The organism is Microbacterium sp. cf046 (genome assembly GCF_900114345.1).
Classification (GTDB): Bacteria; Actinomycetota; Actinomycetes; order Actinomycetales; family Microbacteriaceae; genus Microbacterium.
Map to the genome: position 1 here is coordinate 633,139 of NZ_FOZJ01000001.1, position 23,075 is coordinate 656,213.

Here is a 23,075-nt window from a genome sequence, read left to right on the forward strand (position 1 = left end):
ACCCTCACCCCTCCCCAGGCGGGCTACGATCGAACGCCCGCCCGCTCTGAGGCGGTCGACGATCGGACGTGACATGGGCGTGCAGACGGCTCTGGATGCGGTCCGCGACGCGCCCGGGATCGTCGAGGCCATCCGTCTCGCCGACGACCTCGCGTTCGAAGCCGGCCGCGACCCCGGAGTCCGCACCCTCCGCGTGCTGGCCACCGCGCTGAACGGTGAGGACCAGGTCGCCGCGATCTCCGCCGTGCATGCGCTCGCCGAGATCTTCGACGAGCAGGCCGCACGGATGCTGACCGCATTGCTCTCGGACGAACGGCCCACGATCCGCGAGCACGCAGCCTGGGCCCTCGGCTCCGGGCTCCCGCGCTTCGACGCGATGGGCCGCTTGATCGGCCAGATCGCCGCGGGCGGGTTCACCGGCATGCTCGCGCAGCGCACGCTCGAGAAGTGGTCGACGACGGCGGCCGAGACACTCGCCGTCAGCCTCGAGACCGCTCTTCTGGGAACCGACGAACCCGGCGCTCGTGCGCGGCTCGTCGAGACGCTCGGCCTCGTGCGCCCGGCGATCGCCGGCCGGCTGCTCCTCGAGATCGCAGGTGACGACGGCGAGAGCGAGGATGCGCGGGTCGCCGCGATCGCAGCCCTGGGTCAGCGGCGCGGGGTCGCGGGCGTCGGCGAAGCCCTCGACGACCTCGTGAGCGGCGACGGCAGGCTCGCCGAGGTCGCCAGACTCGCGCTGATCGACCTGGACGCCGTGCCCGATGCGCGCATCGCGCGCACCACGGGTCTGACGATCGGTCAGCTCTTCCTCCACGCCGACATCGACCCTTCGCTCGCCGCCGTCGGCGCGGGCGACAACGGCGGCATCGCGACGCTGCTCGTGCGGCTCGGCGATGCACTCGTCGCCGATCCGAGCACCGGGGTCGAGCGCGTCATCACACTCTCGCGCGGGCCGGTGTCCCAAGCCGCCGAAGACCTGCTCGAGATCGGCTCGGCGACATCGGGCCACGTCTACGGGCGGGTGCCGCTGCTTCCTCAGCCCGTCCCATCCGCTGCGGCATGGCCCCTGCGGGTCACCGCCCGCCGCGGCATCCGTCGCATTCTGCGTGCCGCGGGACCGGTCGACCTGCTGCACCTGCGGATGGCCGACGTCGGCAGCCTCGCGGCAGCGGATGTCGCCCGCGAGCTCGGCATCCCGACCGTGTTCACGGTCGCTCCCGATCCGCACGCCGTGATCCGCTCGCTCGATCGCTCCGGTGCGCTGACTCGTGACGGATTCGGCGATGTCGACCTGCGCGAGCACTTCTGGTTCCGCGCGCGGCTCGTGCAGAGCCTCGCATCCAACGCCGCGCACAGCGTCCTGTTCCCCCGCCCCCAGCTGCAGCGGGATATGAGCCAGCTCGTCGGGATCGACATCACCTCGCATCCCGAGCGCCACACGATCGTCGCGGAGGGAGTGGACCTCGCGGTCGTCGACCGTGCGGTCCTCGCCGCGCGAGCACACGTCGCCGGCGCCGCGCCGGACGAGGCGATCGGCGAGCTTCGCACGCTGATCGAGCAGCTCCCCGCCGACAGGCGCGCGCTGCCGCTCGTGGTCAGCCTCGGTCGGATGCACCGCGTCAAGGGTATGGCCACCCTCGTCGAGGCCTGGGCGGCAGGATCCCTGCGCGAACGGGCGAACCTGCTGATCATCGGCGGCGACCTCGAGCATCCCTCGATCGACGAGCGCGAGCAGCTCGACCGGATCGACGCCGTAGTTCCTGCCGGCACCCGCGACCGTGTGGGCCTGATCCTCGCCGGACATCGGCCCAACGACGTCGCCGCGTTGTGGCTGGCCGCCGCGCGGTTCGGCCTTCCCGGGCTCGCCTCGCCGGGTGGTGTGTACGTGTGCGCGAGCGTCAAGGAGGAGTTCGGGATCGCGCTCCTCGAGGCGATGGCGACCGGGCTGATGGTCGTCGCGCCGGATGGCGGCGGCCCGGCGACGTATGTGCAGGACGGAGTGACCGGCGTGCTGACGCAGACGTGGGATGCCACGCGACTCGAAGCCGGCGTCGCTGCGGCGCTCGATGTCGCGGCAGCATCCGACGAAGGGCGGGCGGATGCGGCGCACGAGATGGTGCGCACGAGCTTCACGATCCAGGCGATGGCCACCGCGCTCGGCCCGGTCTACCGCGGCGTCGCCGCGGAGGAGGCCGAGCTCATCCGCGCCGCCGGGGTCACCCTGTAGTGGGCGAGTCCCCGTGAGCCTGCTGGTCATCAGTCCCGACTACGCCTCGCACCTGCTGCCTCTGGCGACACTCGCAACGACGTGGCGGGATGCCGGGGAGCGCGTCGTCGTCGCGACCGGGCCGGCGACAGACCCGATCGTGCGCGAATTCGGGCTCGAGCGCTACGACCTGCCGCTCGGCCGTGGCAGCAACGCCAAGGTGATCCGCGCAGAGGAGCAGTCCGACGAGGAGTCCGATTCGCTCCGCGGGTTCTTCGACGCGACCCGGCGCGGGATGATCCCGACGCTCGCGTATCAGGCGAAGGAGCGGCTCACCGACCTGATGTGGGACCCGGTGGATGCCGGCCGGCGCACCCTGGCCGCGGTCGACGTGGTGCGGCCGGACGCGATCATCGTGGACCACCTCGCGTTCAGCGCACGGCTCGCGTTGCAGGCCGCTGGAATCGCGTATGCCGATGTCGTGCTGGGGCATCCCAGCGCCCTCCCGGTTGAGGGTGAAGTGTATGGCTTCCCGCCGTTCTGGCCGGCCGTCTTCACGCCAGGCGTCGACGAGCTGGACGACCTGCGTGCGCTGTGCGACGAGGTGTCCGCTCGCTTCACGGCCGAGTGGAATCGCACGGTGCGCGCGCTGGACGAGGCGGCGCCGCACACGGACGACGCGTTCGGCGAGCACGGCGACCTCGTGCTGTACAACTACCCTGCGCCCCTCGCCGACGGTGACGGACGAGCACTTCCCCCGCACGCCTTCCTCGGCTCGACCCGCCGGGTGGAGGCCATCGACGATCAGGTGGAAGCGTGGATGGAATCCGCGCGTGAGTACGCCTACGTCAGCTTCGGCAGCTTCCTCTCCGTGCGCGGCGACGTGCTGCGCCGCGTGTCCGCGGCGCTGGCGTCGATCGGGATGCCGGCGGCGATCGCGACCGGCTCCACCCCTCCGTCCGAACTCGGGCCGATTCCCGAGAGCTGGCTGGTGCGCGAGTACCTGCCGCAGGTGCGGCTGCTGAAGGGAGCGCGGCTGGCCGTCACGCACGGAGGCAACAACTCGGTCACCGAGGCCCTCGGCCAGGGGGTGCCCCTGCTGGTGCTGCCGTTCTCGACCGATCAGTTCGCCGGGGCGGCGGCGATCGAACGTACCGGTGTCGGTCGCGTGCTCGACCCGAATTCCGCCGGCGTCGACGAGCTGGCCGCGGCGCTGGTCGCGGTCCGCGCGCTGTCGGGGTCGCCGCTTCTGCAGTCGATCGCTCGGGAGCAGTCCGCCCGGCCCGGCCCGGCCATCGCCTACGAACTGCTGACCGCGCGCGCGCCGGCCACCAGCTGAGCCATGGCGAGCGGGTCGCCTTCGGCGGCGCGATAGCGCTCCATCAGAGCCGAGTTCGCGTCGTAGCGGGCACCCGCGCGAACCTCGGCCTCGTGGTGCAGGGCGTAGACCCGGCCCTCGTGCCGCACGGGTGGAGCGCCGAGCAGCGCCTCGTGGGCGAGGTACCACGCGGCATCCTCGAATCCCCAGCCCCGGAACCGCTCGTCCTGCCCGCCGTGGCGTTCCCAGGTGCGCGGTGTCGTCACGTACACACCCGAGCAAGCGCCGATCACCAGATCGTGCTCGCACTCCTCGGCCGGAACCCCCGCGCGCAGCTGCGCGTCTCCGGTCCGACCCAGCCAGCGGTACTCGGTGTACGGCAAGTGGACCAGGCCGCTCGTGCGCGCCGCGGCGACCGCTTCGCGCAGCGCCGCGGGCTCGGGAAGGGTGTCCGCATCACACACGACGACCACCTCGTCCGGATCGACCGCCGCGATCCCCCGATTGCGGCACGCCGCGAGGACGAACACGTCATCGTCGGTGTCGATGGTCCGCACCGGGAAATCAGGCAGGAAACGGCTGTACCAGTCGAGCACGAACTCGAACGCCGGCACTCGCGAAGGGGCCGGGCGCCAGGGCACGACGACGGTGACGGGCGGCATCCCTCCAGCGTACGTGCGCAATGACGGCGCCGGCCCTCGGACGCGTACGGCGAGGTCATCGACTTCGCGGAGCTGATGCTCGTGGTCGCTGAGCGCGTCGCTGACCGAAGTTGAGCGTCGCTGTCATCGCCGCGTCCGCCGCATCCGTCGGCCGCACCGACACAGGAGATCGCACCGGCACAGGTGATTCCGCCATGGCCCGTCCTGTTGCGGAGATTTCTCCTGTCTCGGTGCTTTCTGCTCAAGGCTCGCAGTCGCCTGAGGAAGGCCAAGGGTCCGTGCAAGGGGCCGCACACGGTGACGCGGCCTGGGGCCACGTGGCCGGCGCTCCGCCGGATGCGTGCTCCCACGCTGCTCGCGACGGTCAGTCGTCGAACCGCTTAGATCCGCGCCAGGAGCTGACGGGCGGTTTCGAGCACCTCGTTCGGATGCGAGAGGTGGACATGATGCTCGGCCTTGGGCCAGGTGACCAGCTCCGCCCCGAGAGCGTTCGCGAGCCGGACGTGGGCTCGCCGTGCGGCCGACCGCTCGGGTCGATCCGCGGTCACGACGATCGAGGGGATGCGGGGCAAGGGCGTGGCGTCGAAGTCGCGCGCGATGTCGCCGAGCCCGACGACCGCCGTCGCCAGTTGGGGCAGATCGGCCTCGGCCGCGGCGAACATGGCGCGCTTCACCTCGGGCGTCATCTCGTGACGACGAGACGACTTCCGTGCGGTCGAACGCAGCAACCCCTGCACGGCGCGCCCGAGCACTGGGACGTGTGAGAAGCGCTCCAGCCGCCGCATCGTCGACTCGATGCGCGCGGCGAGCTTCGGGTCGTTGATCGGAGTGGGGTCCAGGAGGAGCAGCCCGGCGACGTCCTCCGGATGGTCGCGTGCGAAGAGCGCCGCCACGGCGCCGCCGAGGCTCTGGCCGATCACCACGACCGGGCCGAGGCCGAGCTCGGACACGGTGGAGTGAAGGTCGGCGGTCGCCGTGGACAGGCTGCCCGGCTGGGTCGAGTGGCCAGTTCCCGGACGGTCGTAGACGATGATCCGGCATCCGGGGTCGGCGAGGAGTCCCTCGGGTAGGCCGGGGAAGAAGCCCTCGACAGCTTCCGCACCGCCGGGCAGCAGGAGCACCACCGGCCCCGCATCGCCCAGGACTGTCACCGGTTGATCTGCGCCCATCGTGGATCACCTTCCTTCCCCATCTCGGGAAGCCGGACGACCGAGAGGGCGCCGAGCACCCCGAAGGCCGCCAGAGTCAGATAGAGCGCCGGGAAGCCGCCGAGCGCGAGGAGTGCCGGAGCCAGGAACGGCACGAGCGATGCGGGCAGGCCGCTGGCGAGGTTGATGATGCCGAAGTCCTTCGCGACATCCTCCGAGCTGGGGAGCATCCGCACGCACAGGGCATTGTCCACGGCGTACACGACGCCCGCACCGATGGCACTCAGCCCGAAGCTGAGGTACAGCAGCTCGATCGTCGGTGAGAAGACCGTGAGCACCAGGCCGACCGCGGACAGCATCCCGCCCACGAGCACGAACGGCTTCTGCCGCTGGATCCGGTCGGAGATGAATCCGGAGGCGACACTGGCGACCGCGATGCCCAGGATGCCGACGCCGGCGATCCCGACGACGTACGGCGCCAGCTCGTCGGTGGTGAGCCCGAACTTGTCGAGCAGCAGAAAGGTCGTGAACGCTCCCGTCGCGAACGAGCAGTAGATCAGGAATCGCGTGAGGAACGCCCACCCGAACGCCGGATGCCGCACGGGGCTCACCCAATAGGCGCTGAGCAGCTCGCGAACGCTCATCCGCGCCGGGCGGTCCACGGGCACGTGCCGCCGCTCGCGGATGAGCAGCACCGCGACCACGCCACCGACGAGTCCCACGCCGCCGGCGATGAACCACTGGTGCGGCCCGGAACCTACCGCGCCGATCACGGCGAGCACCACCAGGGGCAGGATCGTGATGCCGAGGCCCATGAGTCCGGACACCCCGCCGCGACGATCGGGCGGCACCTGATCGGCCAGCAGCGCACTCGTGATGGCGACCTGGACCGTGAACGCCGCCTGCACGACGGCCCAGACGAGGGCGACCTGCCAGATCTCTGTGGTGAACATCACCGCGAGCATGACGAGGGAGCCGACGAGTGCGCTGCCCAGGATCCACGTGCGTCGGCGGCCGAGTCGAGCGGTCGTCCGATCGCTGAGCCGGCCCGCGAGAGGGTTCGCGATGATGGCGGTCAGCGCACCAGCGCCGGTCACGAACCCGAACATGATCGCCGCATCGGTGCCTGCGATGGCCACCACGTGGATGGTCAGCAGCAGCTGCAGTGGCGCGAGCGTCGCCCCCGAGGCCCCGCCCGTCGACGCGAGGATCGCCGGGACGAGGCGACGCATGGGGGTGATCGCCTCAGGGGCTGTCGTGGCGGGGAGCGTCTCGATGCTCATCAGCCGACCTTTCTCGCGGCGCGGGCGCCGAAGTGCACGTAGCGCTCGCCGGTCGGCAGCGCATAGAAGGTGACGGGGATCCAGGTCTGCGCACCCGGTGGGCGAACGGCGAGGATGTCGGAGCGGGCGGCGACGAGCGGGAACTCCTGCACCGGATTGGGCAGGAGTGCGGCAATCGGTCCGCTCGCGGTGCTGCGGAGAATCGGGCCGTCGTCGCCGTCCTCGATGTCGATCGCGATCCCCGCGCGCTCATACCGGCCGGCGAAGTCTCCGATCTCCGCGGGCGCCTCGGTGGCCGGTTCGAACGGTCGCCGCATCTCGATGCCTGCGAGCTCGGCGAAGATCTCGCGGTAGAGATCCTCATAGAGGTCCCTGGTGCGTCCGCCGTTGGCCAGCAGGGTCACGGCCAGCCGGCGCTCCGGGAGGATGCGCAGGAAGGCCGCCTGCCCGATCGTGTTGCCGTCGTGCCCGTAGAGGCGGTGCCCCGACCAGTCGAAGCGGATCCAGCCGAGGCCCCACGAGTCGCCGAGCGTCTCCGCGTCCGGGAGGTCGACCTGCCGCGCCGTCATGGCCGCCGCGGATTCCGCGCTGAGCAGACGGCTGCCGTCGGACGCGATCCCGCCACGGAGGTGCAGCTCGGCGAATGCGAGCACGTCGCCGGCTGCGGCGGAGATCACGCCGGCCGGACTCGACGATCGAGGCATGTGCCACACCGGGACGACTGTCGGCCCGTCGTCGCGCTCGTGGTGACCGATCGCGGCCGGATGCAGCAGCACGTCCTCGGGAAGCGTGGCAGTGCGCGAGAGACCGAGTGGCCGGATGAGCAGGTCGCGGAGCGCGGCATCCCAGCCCATCCCGGTGACCACCTCGACGATGCGACCGAGCAGCACGTAGCCCGAATTGCAGTACGACCAGGTCGCCCCGATCGGATGGCTCTGCTCGGCGGTTGCGAGCTGCTCGACGTAGCGCTCCACGCAGTCGTCACCGCGACCGGTGTCGATGAAGATGTCGCCGTCGATCCCGCCCGTGTGGGTGAGCAGGTGCCGCACCGTCAGCGCTCGCGCGGTGTCGGCATCCCCGAGCGCGAAGCCGGGCAGGATCTCGGCGACAGGCTCATCGAGGCGGAGGCGCCCGTCGTCGACGAGCACCATGATCAGGGTCGCCGTCCACACCTTCGTGATGGACCCGATCTGGAAGAGCGCATCGGGCGTGACCGGGAAACCGGTGCGGACGCTGAGCACACCGGTCGCGGTCTCGAGCCGGCGGTCCTCGCCGTCGTCGTCGAGCAGAAGGATGCCGAGCTGCGCGCCCGGCACTCCGTGTCGCTCCGCGAGCGCCGCCAGTCGCGCACTCCAATGCGCATGATCGAGTCGGTCGGTCATCGGTCCTCCCAGGCCAGAGCGCCCAGCGCCAGATCGATCTGCCGCTCGTAGCCCGCTTCGTCGCCCAGCTCGGGCATGTCGTGCAGGATCTGCGCCGCCTCGGGGTGGTCGGATGCCGCGCGCTGCCGCTCCTTGCGCTCGGCCAACGTGGTCTCCGAAGGGCGGGAGATGTTGCGGTACCCGACGGCGGCGCCCGTGGCGAGCGAGATGATCGCCCGATAGATGAGCTGCGCCTGCTGGGCAGAGGCCCCGGCGGCGAGCAGATTCTCGATGATCAGCTCACCGAAGAGGTGCTGGGAGGTGCGCTCCACTTCCGGGCGGTGGCCGACGATCGCCAGGAGCAGTTCGGGATGCCGGCAGCCGGCGCGGTGGATGCGTCGCGCCGCCTCGCGGACGAACTCGACCGGGTCGCCCCCCTGTGGGAGGTCGGCGAGCATCTCGCGGGCGACGAAGTCGTCGGCGATGGCGTCGACGAGTTCGGAGCGGTCCTTCACATGGTTGTAGATCGCGGCCGGAGAAACGCCGAGCTCGGCGGCGACGCTGCGGAGCGAGAGGGCATCGAAGCCGCGGTCGTCGATGATCCTCTCGGCAGCGGCGACGACGCGCGCCTTGGTCAGGCCCGCTGCCACGCCGCGACCGCGGCGCGGTGCTGCGCTCCTGGCCGGACTGGTCGTCGTCATGGGAACTCGCCTCCGCGTTGAGCTAATTAACGGTGTACATTACATGCTGAACGGCTCGAGCGCCACTCCGACCAGGAAGGTCCCCATGACGACGACCTCAGTCCCGCCGCGGACTCCTGCAGGCGCCCCCGTCGCCGATGCCCACAACGATCTGCTGCTCCTGGTCGCGCGGCGGCCGCCCGCTCTCTGGGGTGAGTACTTCCGCGACACCTGGTATCCGCAGCTGCGCGACGGGAACGTACGACTTCAGGTGCTTGCGGTGGACTGCAACTGGCCGCCTCAGCCGGAGATCGCGCTGCGCCGCACCCTGCTCATGATCGAGGCCGCCCACCGGATCGCCGAGGAGAACGCCGACATCGTCGCTCTCTGCCGCGACGGCTCGGAGATCGACGTCGCAATCGCCACCGGCAGGATCGCCCTCGTGCTCGCCATCGAAGGGGCGTCCCAGGTCGAGCGCGACGTGGCCCTGCTCGAGTCCTTCCACCGGCTCGGCGTGCGGATGGTCTCGCTGGCGCACTTCGGCAGGAGCGCTCTGGCCGACGGATCTGGTGAGGATGCCGCCGGAAGCCGGCTCACCCGCGCGGGTGTCGAGGCGCTGAAGCTGCTGGAGTCGCGGGGGACGATTCTCGACGTGTCGCATCTGAGTGCGGCCGGGGTCGAGCACGTCCTCGAGATCGCCACGAGACCGATGATCGCGAGCCACTCCGGGGCGAGGGCGCTCTTCGACCATCACCGCAACCTCTCGGATGCCGCGCTGCGCGGCATCCGCGACGCCGACGGCCTGGTCTGCCTCAACCTGTTCGCGGGATACCTGGCGGCCGAGCCCACCATGGCGGATGTCGTCGCCCAGCTCGACCACCTCGTCGACATCGTCGGGCCGCACCGGGTCGGCATCGGCGCCGACTTCTGTCTCGAGATCTTCTCCGAGATCGTCCCCGACGCCGACCGGCCGCTGCGACTCGAGGGGATCGACGCGGAGTCGACCCTGCCCGGGCTCGAGGGACCGGCTGGACTGCCTCTGGTCGGAGACGCACTTCGCGACGCCGGCTGGGACGATTCGCTCGTCCGCGGAGTCATGGGCGGCAACCTCACGGCATTCCTCAGGACGCATATGCCGAATGCGCAGGACGCCGTGGCCTGAGGGTAACAGTCGACGTCCCCCTCGATGCGCGCGCTATTCTGGCGTCTACATCGTTGTCAAGACGATGAAGATCGAGAGAATCATCGGGAAGGCGGATGCGGCATGACCAGCCTCACTGCGCAGAACTGGCCGATCGCGGCCGCAGCTCTGCCGTTCCCCGGCACGACGGCGAACGGGGAGAGCGTCACCGACGCGGCGCCGGACGAATGGGCGAGCACCCTCACCGAGATCGCCGACGCGGGCTTCGACCGGCTCGACGTCACGGATTCGTGGTTGCGCGTCGGGGATCTGAGCGAGGGGCGGCTCGACGACTTCGCCGCCGTCGCGCGCGAGGCGGGCGTCGTCCCGACGTCGATCTCAGCGATCCGGCGCAGCGTCATCGATCACGCGAACGGCGACGAGAACCTCGCGTACAGCCACCGCACGCTCGACGCTGCCGCCTTGCTGGGCATCGAGACGGTGTCGTTCGGACTGCACCAGGCGCTGACGGTCCAGCAGCAGGCTCAGCTCTGGTTCTGGACCATGGATGGGCATAAGGACGATCCGGCCGATTGGGGACTCGCAGTGAGACGCCTCTCGGAGCTGGGACGCCACGCGGGCGAGCTGGGCTTGATCGTGTCGCTCGAGATGTACGAGGACACGTTCCTCGGCACGGCGGACTCGGCGGTGCGCCTCGTCCAGGACATCGGAATGGACAACGTCGGGCTCAACCCAGACATCGGCAACCTCGTACGACTGCACCGCCCCATCGAGTCCTGGTGGGACATGGTCGAGAAGACGCTGCCCTATGCGAACTTCTGGCACGTCAAGAACTACGCCCGCGATGAGGACTCAGCCCGCGGAGAGTATTTCGCGGTGCCCGCGCCGATGCAGCACGGGCTCATCGACTATCGCCGCGCGTTCCGCTACGCGATCGAACAGGGCTTCCAGGGCGTGATCTGCGTGGAGAACTACGGAGGTGACGGGCTGAGCGTGTGCGCCGACAACCGCGACTACCTGCGCCGCCACGTGCTGCCCAAGCGCGAGGGCTATGCGCTCGGCACGAGCAGGGTGCGCCAGCCGAGGTTCGAGGGAGGTGCCTCATGACCCGCATCGCCATCGTCGGGAGCGGCTACATGGGCGGGGGGATGGCGCAGGTCTTCGCCCTCGCCGGTCACGACGTCGTGCTCTCGGACGTCACCGCCGATATCGCGCAGTCCAACCTCGAGCGGGTGCGCGTCGAGACGGCGCAGTTCGAGGAGCAGGGCCTCTACCGCACCGGCTCGACCGACCTCATCGCCGCGAACATCAGCGCCGCGGAGAGCATCGAGGCAGCAGTCGCCGACGCGGAGTTCATCGAGGAGGCCGTCCCGGAGCGGATCGACATCAAGCACGAGACGCTGCGACGCATCTCGACCGCGAACCCGACCGCCGTCATCGGCAGCAACACCTCGACGATCTCGATCACGAAGCTGTCGGAGCCCGTCGTGCACCCTGCGCGCTTCCTCGGAGTGCATTTCTCCAATCCCGCGCCCTTCGTCCCAGGCGTCGAGATCATCCCCCACGCCGGGACGGAGGAGTCGGCGATCCGCACCGCCGAGCAGATCGTGCGCGGTTCGGGCAAGGTCGCCGCGCGAGTCACGGATGCGACCGGGTTCGTGCTCAACCGGCTGCAGTACGCGCTGTTCCACGAGGCGACCCAGCTCGTGGACGAGGGCGTGGCCTCGATCGAGGACATCGATGCGATCGTGCGATCGACGTTCGGATTCCGTCTGCCCTTCTTCGGCCCGTTCGCGATCGCCGACATGGCAGGCCTCGACGTCTACGCGTTCTGCTACGCGTCGCTGCAGACCGAATTCCCTGAGCGATTCGCCACACCGAGCATCCTCAGTGAGCGGATCGAGAAGGGCGAGCTCGGCACCAAGAGCGGCGCAGGCTTCCGCTCGATCGATCCGGAGCGGATCGGCGACCTCGTCGCCTATCGCAACCGGGCCTACGCGAAGATGGCAGAGCTGCTCGAGGAGCTCGGTCCCTCCCCGTTCGACGCGCCGGAACCGGGCGGTGACGAGGACCGGGCCAGCCGGTGATCGGCAGCCTCGGCGTCGAGCGGCCCGAGGCGCCGGGCTACTCGCCGTCGGTGCTCTCGAATCCCGTCGACTCACGCGGGACGATGCGGAACGTCGGCTTGAAGGTCTCTGGCGGACGCCGCTCGCCCTTCTCGTGGATCCTCTCGATCAGGCGATCGACGGCGATCTCGGCGATCTCATCGCGGCCGGGATCCACCGTGGACATCGATGGCACGGAGTACTTGCTCTCGTCGATGTTGTCGAATCCGATCACGGCGACGTCGTCGGGCACCGAGAGCCCTTCCTCGCGAAGCGCGCGCAGCACGCCGAGACCGAGCGTGTCGGTGAGGGCGAAGATGGCGTCGAAGTCGACGCGATCCTGCACCAGCCGGTGCGTGGCCGCCGCTCCGCCCGCGCGATTCCAGCGCAGCATCTCGGTCGGGCGCACAAGGGACGGATCGACGTCGATGCCGGCCTGTTCGAGCGCTCGCAGGTAGCCCTTGAGGCGGAGGTTCGCAGAGCTGGCCTCATCGCCCCCGTGCAGATCGGCCCCGATCAGAGCGATGCGACGGCGGCCGATCTCGAGGAGATGCTCGACGGCGGCCTGTGACGAGGACGTGTTGTGCATGGTGACGTGATCCGTCGGGCCGCCGAAGATCCGCTCGCCGAGCAGAACGAGGGGACCGTCGAGGCTGAGCGCCTCGGCATCCTCCTGACCGAGGCTCACGGGGCTGAAGAGCAGGCCGTCGAGGAAGCGGGGGCGGCTGTTCGCGACCGCCTCGAGTTCCGCCTCGCGCTGACCGAACGTCTGCTCCACCATGACGCCGAGACCACGCTGGGCGGCTGCGCGGATCACCGAGTCGGCGAGTTCTGCGAAGTAGTTCTCGCGCAGCGAGGGGACGGCCAGCCCGATGACGCCGGTGCGCCCGGATCTCAGGCCCCGCGCAGACAGGTTGGGGCGGTAATCGAGCTGCTCGATCGCGGCGACCACCCGGCTGCGGGTCTCGGGGCGCACGTGCGGATAGTCGTTGATGACGTTCGAGACCGTCTTGATCGAAACGCCCGCCACCCGGGCGACGTCGTGCATCGTCGGTCCCATCGATGCCCCCGCCTCCGTGTCGACGTCTGTACTCTACTGCGCTCGTCGCTGAGCGGAGCGGTCGGCGTCCCGTGCATTCCAACGTGGAAATGCAACGTTAGAGAAATCCTACCGGTGCCGGCTCACCGAGGTGGTGTAGGCGAATGCGTCTGCGTGCACCGCGATCGGGCCCCCAAACTTTTCGATGCCCTTCGAGGAATTTTCGCGCAGCTCTTGACACTGCACGGAACCGATGGAATTGTGTCTACAACGTTGCTCTACAACGTTGTAGACCGACCCGAACAGCACTCTCCCAGTGGCCACGATCGGAACGGTCGCGCACCGACGAAGAAGTCCCGCAAACTGAAAGGAAATCCAGTGAAGACGAAGCTTGTTTTTGCTGCGGTCGCAACTCTCGCGCTTGCCGCCTCCCTCTCCGCCTGCTCAGCAGGCGGCGACGGCGGCGGAGGCACCGATGGCGGCGGCAACGCCGACGCGAACTGCACGAACACGATCAAGAAGCCCGATGCGCCCATCGTGACCCTGTGGGCCTGGTACCCGAATTCCGAGGCTGTCGTCGACAACTTCAACGAAGCCAACGACGACGTCCAGGTGTGCTGGACGAACGCCGGCGCCGGTGGAGACGAGTACGACAAGTTCCAGACCGCCATCTCGGCCGGAAGCGGCGCACCCGACGTCGTCATGGTCGAGGCCGACCGGATCGCGCCCTTCCAGGCGCAGGGCGGCCTCGTGGACCTGACCGACCTCGGCTACGACGACGTCAAGGGCAACTTCAGCGAAGGCGCGTGGAAGGACGTGTCGGTCGGCGGCGCGATCTACGGCGCTCCGATCGACGGCGGCCCGATGGGCATGATCTATCGCACCGACATCTTCGACCAGTACGGCATCACCCCGCCGACCACGTGGGAGGAGCTGGAGACCACTGCGCAGGCGCTGAAGGATGCCGGCGGCCCGGTGTTCGCGAGCTTCGCGGCGAACCAGCCCGCCACGGCCACGGCGTACTTCTACGGGAACGGCGCGGAACCGTTCACCTACGACCCCTCGAAGGAGGGCGAGATCGGGATCGACCTCAACAGCCCCGAGATCAAGGAAGTCCTGGACTACTGGGACGGCCTCGTCGACAAGGGCCTGGTGGGAACTGAGGACCAGTTCACCCCGGAGTACATCGCCGGTGTGATCAACGGCGACTACGCCACCTACCTCTCGGCTGCATGGGCTCCCGGCTACCTGCAGGGTGCGGGCGTCGGCGAGGGTGCAGACGCGGGCGTGTGGGCTTCCGCCCCCATGCCGCAGTGGGACCCGAGCAACCCGATCGCCATCAACTGGGGCGGTTCGGCCTTCGCGGTGACGAGTCAGGCGAAGAACCCTGAGCTGGCTGCGAAGGTGGCGTTCGGGGTCTACGCCGACCCGGCGTCGCTCGATGACGGCTGGCAGAACCAGATCATCTTCCCGCTGAACGTCAACGTGCTGGACTCCTCGGAGTTCCAGGACTACGAGGTGCCCTTCTTCAACGGCCAGCAGGCCAACAAGGAGGTGTACGTCCCCGCGGCCAATGCCTACAAGGGCATGACCTACACGCCGCTCGGCCAGTACTACTACTCCGCGCTCACCAAGCAGATCGCCGCCATCATCGATGGCTCGGCTACCGGCTCCGAGGCCGCTGACGCCCTCCAGAAGGACGTCGTGGCCTACGCAGAAGAGCAGGGCTTCACCGTCACCCAGTGAACTGGGCTCGGGGCCGGTCCGTGCTCGCGCGGACCGGCCCCTCGCTCATCCCCTCTTAGACCGGGAGAAATCATGACCGCCCCAACAGACAGCGCCGTCTCCACGAAGCGTCGGAGATCGACCTCGGTGCGCCAGAACCTGACCGGCTGGGCCTTCGTCGGGCCGTTCGGGATCATCTTCCTCGCGCTGCTGGTCCTCCCGATCGGCTTCGCGCTCTATCTCAGCCTGTTCCAGAAATCGCTCATCGGGGGGACGAGGTTCGTCCTCTTCGGCAACTACGTCAAGGCGTTCAGCGACCCGTCCTTCCTCGACGGCGTGTGGTTCGTGATCCGCTTCTCGCTCGTGCTCATCCCGCTTCAGATGGCTGTCTCGCTCGCCATCGCACTGATACTCGACATCGTGATCACGCGGTTCGCCCGCTTCTCCCGCCTGATGATCTTCATGCCCTACGCGATTCCCACCGTCATCGGGGCACTGATGTGGGGGTTCCTCTACAGCGACAACTTCGGTCCGCTCGCGGAGATCTTCGAAAGTTTCGGTCGGCAGGCACCTGATTTCCTGAGCAGCAGCCTCATCTTCTACGGACTCCTGAACATCGTCACGTGGCAGTGGGCCGGCTACTACATGATCATCCTGTACGCGGCGCTGCAGGGCATCGATCCCACGCTCTACGAAGCCGCGCGCATCGACGGGGCGTCCCAGTGGCAGATCATCCTCCGGATCAAGATCCCGCTCGTGGCGCCGGCGCTCCTGCTGATCCTGGTATTCGCCCTGATCGGCACCCTTCAATTCTTCAACGAGCCGAAGATCCTGCAGCAACTGGCCGCGGGAGCCATTCCGGATGACTTCACGCCGAACATGTACGCCTACCAGCAGGCGTTCTCGCTCGGCAATTACAACTACGGAGCCGCCATCTCCTTCGCGCTGGGAGCTGTCGTGTTCGTCTGCGTGTACATCTTCCTGTTCGCCACCCGCAAGCGAGGGAGCTTCTTCTCATGAGCGTCACCCCGATCGAACGCACCGGGGCTCCTCGGAAGCCGCGGAGGACCATCGAGCGCAGGACCACTCCCCGCACACGTGGGCGCGTCCCGCTGAACATCGTGCTCGCCCTGTTGATGATCTACTTCCTCGTTCCCTTCTGGTGGCTGATCGTCAACAGCTCCAAGAGTTCCGCCGGACTGTTCGGAGGAGGCAGCTCGCTGTGGTTCGCGGACGACATCAACTACATCCCGAACCTCATCGACCTCTTCACCTATGGCGGAGGCATCTACGGGCGCTGGCTCGCCAACTCCGCCCTCTACGCGATCGTCGGAGGCCTCGGAGCGACCGTCCTTGCCGTGCTCGCGGGCTACGGCTTCGCCAAGTACCGCTTCGCCGGCCGACGACTGGCATTCGCGATACTGCTGGGCTCGGTCATGGTCCCGACGACCGCGCTCGTCATCCCGACCTTCGTCCTGTTCGCCCAGGTGGGATGGACGAACACGATCTGGGCGGTGATCTTCCCGACGCTGCTCAACCCGTTCGGCGTCTACCTCATGAACGTCTACGCCCGCGACGCCGTGCCCGACGAGCTCCTGGACGCCGCCCGGGTGGATGGCGCGGGGGAGTTCAGGTCTTTCTGGGTGGTGGCACTGCCGCTTCTGCGCCCGGCGATCGTCACGGTGCTGCTGCTGTCGGTCGTCGCGTCCTGGAACAACTACTTCCTCCCGCTGGTGATGCTCTCGGACAATCGCCTGTTCCCGGTGACGGTCGGCATCGGACTCTGGCAGTCGACCGCGTCCACCTACGGTGCGGCAGGCGGACAGAGCCTCTGGAGCATCATCGTCCTCGGCTCGCTCGTCTCGGTCATCCCGCTGATCATCGCGTTCCTGGGACTGCAGAAGTACTGGCGAGGCGGACTCGCGATCGGAAGCCTCAAGTGACCCGGCCACGCATGACCCCTGCCCAGACCCACCTCCATCCCGGAAGCGAAGAATGATCCGCGCACATCTCACCATCGACCCGAGCCGCATCGTCGGTCCCATCAACCGACGGCTCTTCGGCTCGTTCGTCGAGCATCTCGGCCGTTGCGTGTATGACGGCATCTACGAGCCGTCGCACCCGACCGCCGACGATCACGGCTTCCGCGAGGACGTCGTCGCGCTCGTCAGGGAGCTGGGCGTGTCCACCATCCGCTACCCCGGCGGCAACTTCGTCTCGGGCTACCGCTGGGAGGACGGGGTGGGGCCTCGCGAAGAGCGCCCGCGCCGGTTGGATCTGGCCTGGCACTCGACCGAGACGAACGAGATCGGGCTCGACGAGTTCGCGACCTGGCTCGGCAAGGTCGACGGCGAACTGATGTATGCGGTGAATCTCGGGACCCGCGGCGTGCTCGACGCGCTCGACGTGCTCGAGTACGCGAACCTGCGTTCGGGGACGCACCTGTCGGACCAGCGGATCGCCAACGGGCGTCGTGAGCCGCACGACATCCGGATGTGGTGCCTCGGCAACGAGATGGACGGGCCGTGGCAGCTCGGCCACAGCACGGCAGAGCAGTACGCGCAACTGGCCGCGACGACGGCGAGCGCCATGCGGCAGATCGACCCGGATCTCGAGCTCGTGGTCTGCGGCAGCTCGAGCGCGGCGATGCCGACCTTCGGTGAATGGGAGCGCGTCGTCCTCGAGAAGACCTACGACGTCGTCGACTTCATCTCGTGCCACGCCTACTACGAACCCGAGGGCGACGACTACGGGAGCTTCCTGGCATCGGCCGTGAACATGGACCGGTTCATCGACGAGGTGGTCGCGACCGCCGACCACGCCAAGGCCGCGCGCGGCACCGACAAGACGATCGACATCTCCTTCGACGAGTGGAACGTCTGGTACCAGTCCCGCTATGAGGAGGTCGACAGGATCACGGACGTCGATGACTGGCCGATCGCGCCCCGATTGCTGGAGGACTCGTACTCGGTGCTGGACGCCGTGGTGTTCGGGGGGCTGATGATCTCGCTGATCCGCCACGCGGACCGGGTGAAGGCCGCCAGCCTCGCACAGCTCGTCAACGTCATCGCGCCGATCATGACGGAGCCGGGCGGTCCCGCCTGGAGGCAGACGACGTTCTATCCGTTCTCGCTGACCTCGAAGCTCGCTCGCGGCGTCGCGCTGGAGCTCGACCTCGACAGCCCGACCTACGACACCGCGAAGTACGGACAGGTGCCCCTCGTCGACGCCGTCGCAACGCACGAGGACGGCAAGGGCACGACCGTGTTCGCCGTCAACCGGAGCCTGACCGACCAAGTGACGCTCGAGATCGACGTGCTCGCGCTCGGGTCCGTCGCAGACGCCAAGGCGACGTCGCTCTCCGACGACGACATCCAGGCGGCCAACACGCTCGACGATCCCGAGCGCGTTCGCCCCAGAGACAACACATCGCTGCGGCTCGCCGACGGGAAGATCAGCGTCACGCTTCCTCCCGTCTCGTGGACGGTTCTGACGTTCGAGTCGAGCGGCCGCTGAGCGGCACCCGGCTCGGGCAGGACGGAAGGAATCGGATGACGGAGCCAGGGCTGATGCGCGTGGATGGCACGCGCAGCATGGCGGAAGGCTCGTCCGTGATCCGCGCGGCCGGAGAGCTCGCCGATGCGTTCTCGTCCATCGACTGCCGGATCCGGTCGGACCTCGCGACGATACTCCGACGCGCATCGCGCTGAGCCCGGAGGCGGCGGAATGGCGCGGACAGAGCGTGTGACGCTCAAGGAGATCGCCGCGCTGACCGGCGTCTCGATGACGACGATCTCGAAAGTTCTCAACGGCGCGAACGATGTGTCGTCGGCGACCCGGGCGATGGTCGAGGAGCAGCTCCGCGCAAGCGGCTACCGCTCCCGGGGGCGCAGGCAGCGTCGCGAGTACATCGAGGTCGTGCTCCACGAGCTGGGGAGCGAGTGGGACCTCGCGATCATCGAGGGCGTGCGCGAAAGCGCTGCAGAGTCCGGACTTGCGGTTTCGATCTCAGTGAGCGGGGATCGACACGCACCGGCATCCGAATGGCTCGACTCGGTCGTGCGCCGACGTCCGACGGGGATCATCCTGCTCTTCGCCGGCATTCCGCCCGAAGGGCGCTCGATGCTCAAAGCGAGAGGCATCCCGTTCGTCATCATCGATCCCGCCGGGGACCCCGCTCCCGGCATCCCGGCCGTCGGTTCAGCCAACTGGTCGGGCGGAGTGTCCGCGACGAGGCACCTCATCGGTCTGGGGCATCGCCGCATCGCGGCGATCACCGGCCCGGAGGATGTCATGTGCTCGCTGGCGCGGCTGGACGGGTATCGCGCCGCGATGAGGTCGGCGCGGCTGCCGGTGGAACCGGAGTGGGTTCGATTCGGCGACTTCCATCGTGGCGGCGGGGAAGTGCACGCAGCAGAGCTGCTGCGACTGCGGAACCGGCCGACGGCGATCTTCGCCGGCAACGACCTGCAGGCGGTGGGCGTGCTGCATGCCGCGACGGCCTTGGGCATCGCAGTCCCCGACGAGCTCTCCGTCGTCGGCTTCGACGACCTCGCGATCGCCGAACTGGCGAACCCTCGACTCACGACGATTCATCAGCCCCTCCGCGAGATGGCCGAGCAGGCGACGAGTCTCGTGCTGCAGCTCCTGGACGGGCCGCAGCCCGAAGTCACTCGGGTCGAGCTGGCCACCAGCCTCGTCGTGCGGGATTCGACGGCTCGCCCTCTCCATCGCATCGCCGTGGACTGACCGAGCACAGCGAAGTGGGCTGCCGGCGAGACCGCCGGCAGCCCACACCTCTTGCTGATCTACAGCCAGTAACCGAGGTTGAAGAGCAGCTTCTGGGCGAGGGCATCCAGCCCGGCCGCCTGCTCCGCGGTCACCTTGCCGGCGGTCTTGAACTCGCTCACCTGCGTGGCGAAGCCGTTGAGCACCTCGATGGCGCCCTCGGTGTCTCCCTTGGTGACGAGCTTCAGTGCCTGGTCGAGCTTCACCGTCAGGGCGTTCTTGTTCCCCTTGTTGAGGCTCGTGGCATCGACACCGGCCTTGGCCGTGTCGATCTCGTCCTTGATGAACGCCTCCGGGTGCCACAGGTAGTCGCGCGCGAAGGTGGTGAACATCTGGTCCCACGTGTTGAAGTCGTGCGCACCCGCCACCACGACGTTCTCGATGAACCCGACGTTGTCGAGGTTCGCCACCGTGTTCGCGTTGGGCAGCCCGAAGTCCCAGCGCCCGCCACCGAACAGGATGTACGGCGCAGCCACGTTCGGCGTCGTCGCGCGAACGCTTGCGCCGCCGCTCCACGGGCCGTAATAGCCGAACTCGTCAGCATCGAAGTTGATCAGGTTCTGCGTTACCGCGGAACCGGCCGACAGGCCTGCGAAGGCCCGGTCGATCGCGTCCGTGGAGACGTTGTAGTTCGACTCGACGAACGGAAGGACGACGTTTCGCAGGTTGGGGTAGCCCTGGTTGGCCGCACCGAGGGAGTTCGTGTTCGTCGTGATGACGACCGCGGGCTCGGTGGTGCCGTCCTGGATCAGGTTGTCCATGATCACGGGGACGTCGCCCATGTTCATCCAGTCGGACTGATCCTGGCCACTGCCGTGCTGCATGTAGATCGTCTTGTACGGCTCGGCCCGGTTCGCGTCGTATCCGGGGGGCAGGTAGACACCGACCGTACGCGGGATCGTGCCGCCCAGCAGGGGCAGACCCGGAACCTCTACGTAGCTCCACGTCCCCTTCGGGGAATCCGCCCGCTCGTTCTCGATCACGCGTGCAGCCAGCGGTGCGTAGTTCTGCTTCGCCTCGTCGTACGGGACGAAGACCTTGTTGAAGGCCCGCCGCGCGGTGCCCGTGAGGCCGTCAGGCGCGTAGATCGGCGAGTTCGCCGGGTCCGCGACCCAGAGGTTGGTGTTGTTGTTGACGTAGAACCAGTACTGGTTGGCGCCGGCCGCGAGAGGCACGTCGGTCACCCAGTAGCCGTCGCCGACATTCGTCATCTGCACGTCGTACCCGCCGCCACCTCGCATGAGGCCGGGGCTGTACTGCGACGGCTGGTACACGGTCGGATCGGTCTGGTCCTGCCAGTTGCGCAGCAGGATGTCGGCGACGAATCGCACGCTCGTCGCGTTCGGGTCGTAGTACACGAAGTGGCCGGTGTACCCCGTCGGCGAGTTGGGGTCAGCGACGACGGTGGGTCCCGGGATCGGGTCGGCCTCGTCGGCCTGCGCCGCCAGCGGCACCGTGCTCAGCACCATCGCCAGCCCGAGACCGAATGCTGCGAGTGGCTTCACGAGCCGGCCGTGTGCGCCACCCCCGTCGCTTCGGTGCTGTGCTCGTGCAGTTGATCGCATAGCTCTCATCACTCTTCCTCCTTGAATAGTCGTTGAGCGCCCAACGCGGCTCGACGACGCCAGGCTAGCTACCATTTACCACGTTGTAAAGAATTTCTTTACGACGTTGTAAAGATTCTCTACGACGTTGTAAATCGGCCCCGGAGCGCGCGAGACTTCACACGTGCACGGCAGAAGGGTGTGTCGGCTGTGCGCCCGTGAAGTGTCGGGAGCGGGGGTCAGCGCAGCAGCCCGCGCTCCATCGCCAGGGTCACGGCCCGCGTGCGGTCGGCGACGCCGAGCTTCTCGAAGACCTTGAGCAGGTGGGTCTTCACCGTCGACTCGCCGATCCCGAGCGCGACGGCGATCTGCTTGTTGCTGTTGCCCCGGGCGACCAGCTGCAGCACCTCCGTCTCGCGCAGTGTCAGCACCGCCTCGGGTGCGGGCGCCCGCATGCGCTCGACCAGGCGCGCGGCAACGTGCGGCGAGAGAGCGGTCTGGCCGGCCGCGACCGACCGGATGCCCGCGACGATCTCAGCCTGCGGGGAGGCCTTGAGGAGATAGCCGCTCGCCCCCGCCTCGATCGCCGCCAGGATCTGGTCATCCGACTCGTACGTCGTAAGGATCAGCACCTTCGCGTCGCCGGCGGCGGTGATCCGCGCGGTGGCCTCGACGCCCCCCACTCCCGGCATCCGCAGATCCATGAGCACGACATCGGGATGGACCGCAGCCGCGATGCGCGCCGCCTGGTCTCCGTCGGACGCCTCGCCGACCACTTCGAAGCCGGGCTCGTCGGAGAGCATTCCCGCCAGGCCCGCCCGCACGACGGGATGGTCGTCCACGATGAGCAGCCGGATCATTGCGCGACCACCCGGTCCGCCGGCGTCGCCGGCAATCGCACGACGAGCGTCGTGCCGCCGCCGGGGACCGAAGACACCTCGAGCTCGCCGCCGGCCAGGGCGACGCGCTCCGCCATGCCCTCCAGGCCGAAGCCGTCCCGCCGTGCGTCGACATCGAACCCGCGGCCGTCGTCCGTGACGGCGAGCCGGGCTGCGCCATCGGGCTCCGCCGACACCCGCACGTCGACCCGGGTGGCAGCCGCGTGCTTGCGCACGTTGGCGAGCGACTCCTGCAGGCACCGCAGCAGCACCAGCTGTGACTCCCGCGAGAGCACCCCGGCGGAATCCAGCCGCAGGTCCAGGTCGATCGTGAGCCCCGCTTCGGCGCGGAAGCGGTCGACGAGGCGGTCGACGGCGTCGCCGAGGGCGGCATCGGACGGAACGGCGGCCGTCCGCGACACGATCGCGCGAGCCTCGTCGAGGGCGTCGCGCGACAGCCGCTCGACCGTCGCGATGCTGTCGGCCGCGGCATCCGTTCGGCCCTCATCCAGCTGCCGCCCCGCTCGCTCCGACAGGATCGCCAGACCCGCGAGCGTCTGGGCGAGCGTGTCGTGCAGATCGCGCGCCAGCCGCTCGCGTTCCATCGCCGCGCCTCGGTCGCGGCTGAGTGCCTCGACCTCGGCCTGCGCCGCGGTGAGTTCGCCGAGCAGCCGTGCCCGCTCCTGGCCGTACGCGACGACGCCCTGGATCCACACGCCGAAGGCAATTGCGAAGACGAGACCGAAGCTCGCGACGGCGGCGCCGATCGTGAGCGCGGGGATCACCGCATCTCCGCCGCCGAGGATCCCGGCGAACAGCGCGAAGCCCACGAAGGTGCCGAGCGCGATGAAGATCGATCCCACGATGGCGCGTCGTCTGCCCACCGCCAGCACCCAGGTCAGCGGGTACGCGATCGCGAGCATGATCGTGAAGAAGGGCTCGCCCGCGCAGCCGCCGGCGAGCGCGACGGAGGCGCCGGCCACGAAGGCGGGGAGATGCCACGGCCGGGGCGACGTCAGTGCGGGCCGGGCCACGAGCAGATAGCTCAGCACGAACACCACGAGCGCCGCCCCGGCGATGACGACGCCGACACCCGAGGTGCCGCTCGGTCCGACCACGAGGGCCACGATGACCATGAGGGACGCCGCGATCACCGCGGCGTCCCACCATCGTCGATTCTGCATGTCGTCTCGCCCC

The 23,075-nt window shown here is 68.6% G+C and carries 20 protein-coding genes; 11 read left to right on the forward strand and 9 right to left on the reverse strand.

What is annotated here, in order from left to right; genetic code table 11:
* The first annotated feature begins 73 nt into the window (after nucleotides 1-73).
* Both BM349_RS02895 and BM349_RS02900 read left to right on the forward strand, forming a co-directional pair.
* Complete coding sequence (locus BM349_RS02895; RefSeq protein WP_091702530.1) at nucleotides 74-2,227, forward strand: glycosyltransferase; 2,154 nt, start codon at nucleotides 74-76, stop codon at nucleotides 2,225-2,227.
* Between the two features lie 13 nt (nucleotides 2,228-2,240).
* On the forward strand, nucleotides 2,241-3,545 hold the full coding sequence (locus tag BM349_RS02900) for a glycosyltransferase (RefSeq protein ID WP_091702535.1): 1,305 nt from the start codon (nucleotides 2,241-2,243) through the stop codon (nucleotides 3,543-3,545).
* Here BM349_RS02900 and BM349_RS02905 read toward each other — a convergent pair.
* The 5 genes from BM349_RS02905 to BM349_RS02925 all read right to left on the reverse strand — a co-directional run bounded on the left by BM349_RS02905 (nucleotide 3,506) and on the right by BM349_RS02925 (nucleotide 8,679).
* Entirely contained in the window at nucleotides 3,506-4,186 is a 681-nt protein-coding gene (locus BM349_RS02905) for a glycosyltransferase family A protein (protein ID WP_091702539.1), read from the reverse strand. The genes BM349_RS02900 and BM349_RS02905 overlap by 40 nt on opposite strands.
* A 380-nt stretch (nucleotides 4,187-4,566) precedes the next feature.
* Nucleotides 4,567-5,355, reverse strand: a complete 789-nt coding sequence (locus tag BM349_RS02910; RefSeq protein ID WP_091702543.1) for an alpha/beta fold hydrolase — start codon at nucleotides 5,353-5,355, stop codon at nucleotides 4,567-4,569.
* Nucleotides 5,334-6,617, reverse strand: a complete 1,284-nt coding sequence (locus BM349_RS02915; RefSeq protein WP_091702545.1) for an MFS transporter — start codon at nucleotides 6,615-6,617, stop codon at nucleotides 5,334-5,336. Before BM349_RS02915 ends, BM349_RS02910 begins: the two co-directional genes overlap by 22 nt.
* The gene (locus BM349_RS02920; RefSeq protein WP_091702547.1) at nucleotides 6,617-7,999 is read right to left on the reverse strand and encodes a serine hydrolase domain-containing protein; all 1,383 of its coding nucleotides are present in this window, start codon (nucleotides 7,997-7,999) and stop codon (nucleotides 6,617-6,619) included. Before BM349_RS02920 ends, BM349_RS02915 begins: the two co-directional genes overlap by 1 nt.
* Nucleotides 7,996-8,679, reverse strand: coding sequence for a TetR/AcrR family transcriptional regulator (locus BM349_RS02925; protein WP_091702552.1), 684 nt, complete (start codon nucleotides 8,677-8,679; stop codon nucleotides 7,996-7,998). Before BM349_RS02925 ends, BM349_RS02920 begins: the two co-directional genes overlap by 4 nt.
* An 85-nt stretch (nucleotides 8,680-8,764) precedes the next feature.
* Between BM349_RS02925 and BM349_RS02930 the strand changes: the two genes are divergently transcribed.
* From BM349_RS02930 to BM349_RS02940, 3 genes are all read left to right on the forward strand, one after another.
* The gene (locus tag BM349_RS02930) at nucleotides 8,765-9,820 is read left to right on the forward strand and encodes a dipeptidase (protein WP_091702557.1); all 1,056 of its coding nucleotides are present in this window, start codon (nucleotides 8,765-8,767) and stop codon (nucleotides 9,818-9,820) included.
* 102 nt (nucleotides 9,821-9,922) lie between these two features.
* Nucleotides 9,923-10,906, forward strand: a complete 984-nt coding sequence (locus tag BM349_RS02935) for a sugar phosphate isomerase/epimerase family protein (protein WP_091702561.1) — start codon at nucleotides 9,923-9,925, stop codon at nucleotides 10,904-10,906.
* Entirely contained in the window at nucleotides 10,903-11,886 is a 984-nt protein-coding gene (locus BM349_RS02940) for a 3-hydroxyacyl-CoA dehydrogenase family protein (RefSeq protein WP_091702564.1), read from the forward strand. The genes BM349_RS02935 and BM349_RS02940 overlap by 4 nt, the downstream gene beginning before the upstream one ends.
* A 37-nt stretch (nucleotides 11,887-11,923) precedes the next feature.
* Here BM349_RS02940 and BM349_RS02945 read toward each other — a convergent pair whose 3' ends face one another.
* Nucleotides 11,924-12,964 (reverse strand): LacI family DNA-binding transcriptional regulator, encoded by a 1,041-nt coding sequence (locus BM349_RS02945; RefSeq protein WP_091702567.1) that lies wholly within the window; start codon nucleotides 12,962-12,964, stop codon nucleotides 11,924-11,926.
* Between the two features lie 357 nt (nucleotides 12,965-13,321).
* Between BM349_RS02945 and BM349_RS02950 the strand changes: the two genes are divergently transcribed.
* The 6 genes from BM349_RS02950 to BM349_RS02970 all read left to right on the forward strand — a co-directional run bounded on the left by BM349_RS02950 (nucleotide 13,322) and on the right by BM349_RS02970 (nucleotide 19,417).
* A complete protein-coding gene (locus BM349_RS02950) occupies nucleotides 13,322-14,689 on the forward strand; it encodes an ABC transporter substrate-binding protein (protein ID WP_091702571.1) in 1,368 nt (455 codons plus the stop codon).
* Nucleotides 14,690-14,761: 72 nt separating this feature from the next.
* Nucleotides 14,762-15,688, forward strand: a complete 927-nt coding sequence (locus BM349_RS02955; protein ID WP_091702574.1) for a carbohydrate ABC transporter permease — start codon at nucleotides 14,762-14,764, stop codon at nucleotides 15,686-15,688.
* Entirely contained in the window at nucleotides 15,685-16,611 is a 927-nt protein-coding gene (locus BM349_RS02960) for a carbohydrate ABC transporter permease (RefSeq protein WP_091702578.1), read from the forward strand. Before BM349_RS02955 ends, BM349_RS02960 begins: the two co-directional genes overlap by 4 nt.
* 52 nt (nucleotides 16,612-16,663) lie before the next feature.
* Nucleotides 16,664-18,184 carry an arabinosylfuranosidase ArfA gene (locus tag BM349_RS02965; protein WP_091702582.1) on the forward strand — a complete coding sequence of 507 codons (1,521 nt, stop codon included), beginning with the start codon at nucleotides 16,664-16,666 and terminating at the stop codon, nucleotides 18,182-18,184.
* 35 nt (nucleotides 18,185-18,219) lie between these two features.
* Nucleotides 18,220-18,378, forward strand: coding sequence for a hypothetical protein (locus tag BM349_RS18700; protein WP_175525173.1), 159 nt, complete (start codon nucleotides 18,220-18,222; stop codon nucleotides 18,376-18,378).
* A 16-nt stretch (nucleotides 18,379-18,394) separates the two neighbouring features.
* The gene (locus BM349_RS02970) at nucleotides 18,395-19,417 is read left to right on the forward strand and encodes a LacI family DNA-binding transcriptional regulator (RefSeq protein ID WP_091702586.1); all 1,023 of its coding nucleotides are present in this window, start codon (nucleotides 18,395-18,397) and stop codon (nucleotides 19,415-19,417) included.
* 59 nt (nucleotides 19,418-19,476) lie between these two features.
* Here BM349_RS02970 and BM349_RS02975 read toward each other — a convergent pair whose 3' ends face one another.
* From BM349_RS02975 to BM349_RS02985, 3 genes are all read right to left on the reverse strand, one after another.
* Nucleotides 19,477-20,961, reverse strand: a complete 1,485-nt coding sequence (locus BM349_RS02975; protein ID WP_217645641.1) for an alpha/beta hydrolase — start codon at nucleotides 20,959-20,961, stop codon at nucleotides 19,477-19,479.
* 278 nt (nucleotides 20,962-21,239) lie between these two features.
* Nucleotides 21,240-21,860, reverse strand: a complete 621-nt coding sequence (locus BM349_RS02980; protein WP_091702589.1) for a response regulator — start codon at nucleotides 21,858-21,860, stop codon at nucleotides 21,240-21,242.
* Nucleotides 21,857-23,062 (reverse strand): sensor histidine kinase, encoded by a 1,206-nt coding sequence (locus BM349_RS02985; RefSeq protein WP_091702592.1) that lies wholly within the window; start codon nucleotides 23,060-23,062, stop codon nucleotides 21,857-21,859. Before BM349_RS02985 ends, BM349_RS02980 begins: the two co-directional genes overlap by 4 nt.
* Between the last annotated feature and the right edge of the window lie 13 nt (nucleotides 23,063-23,075).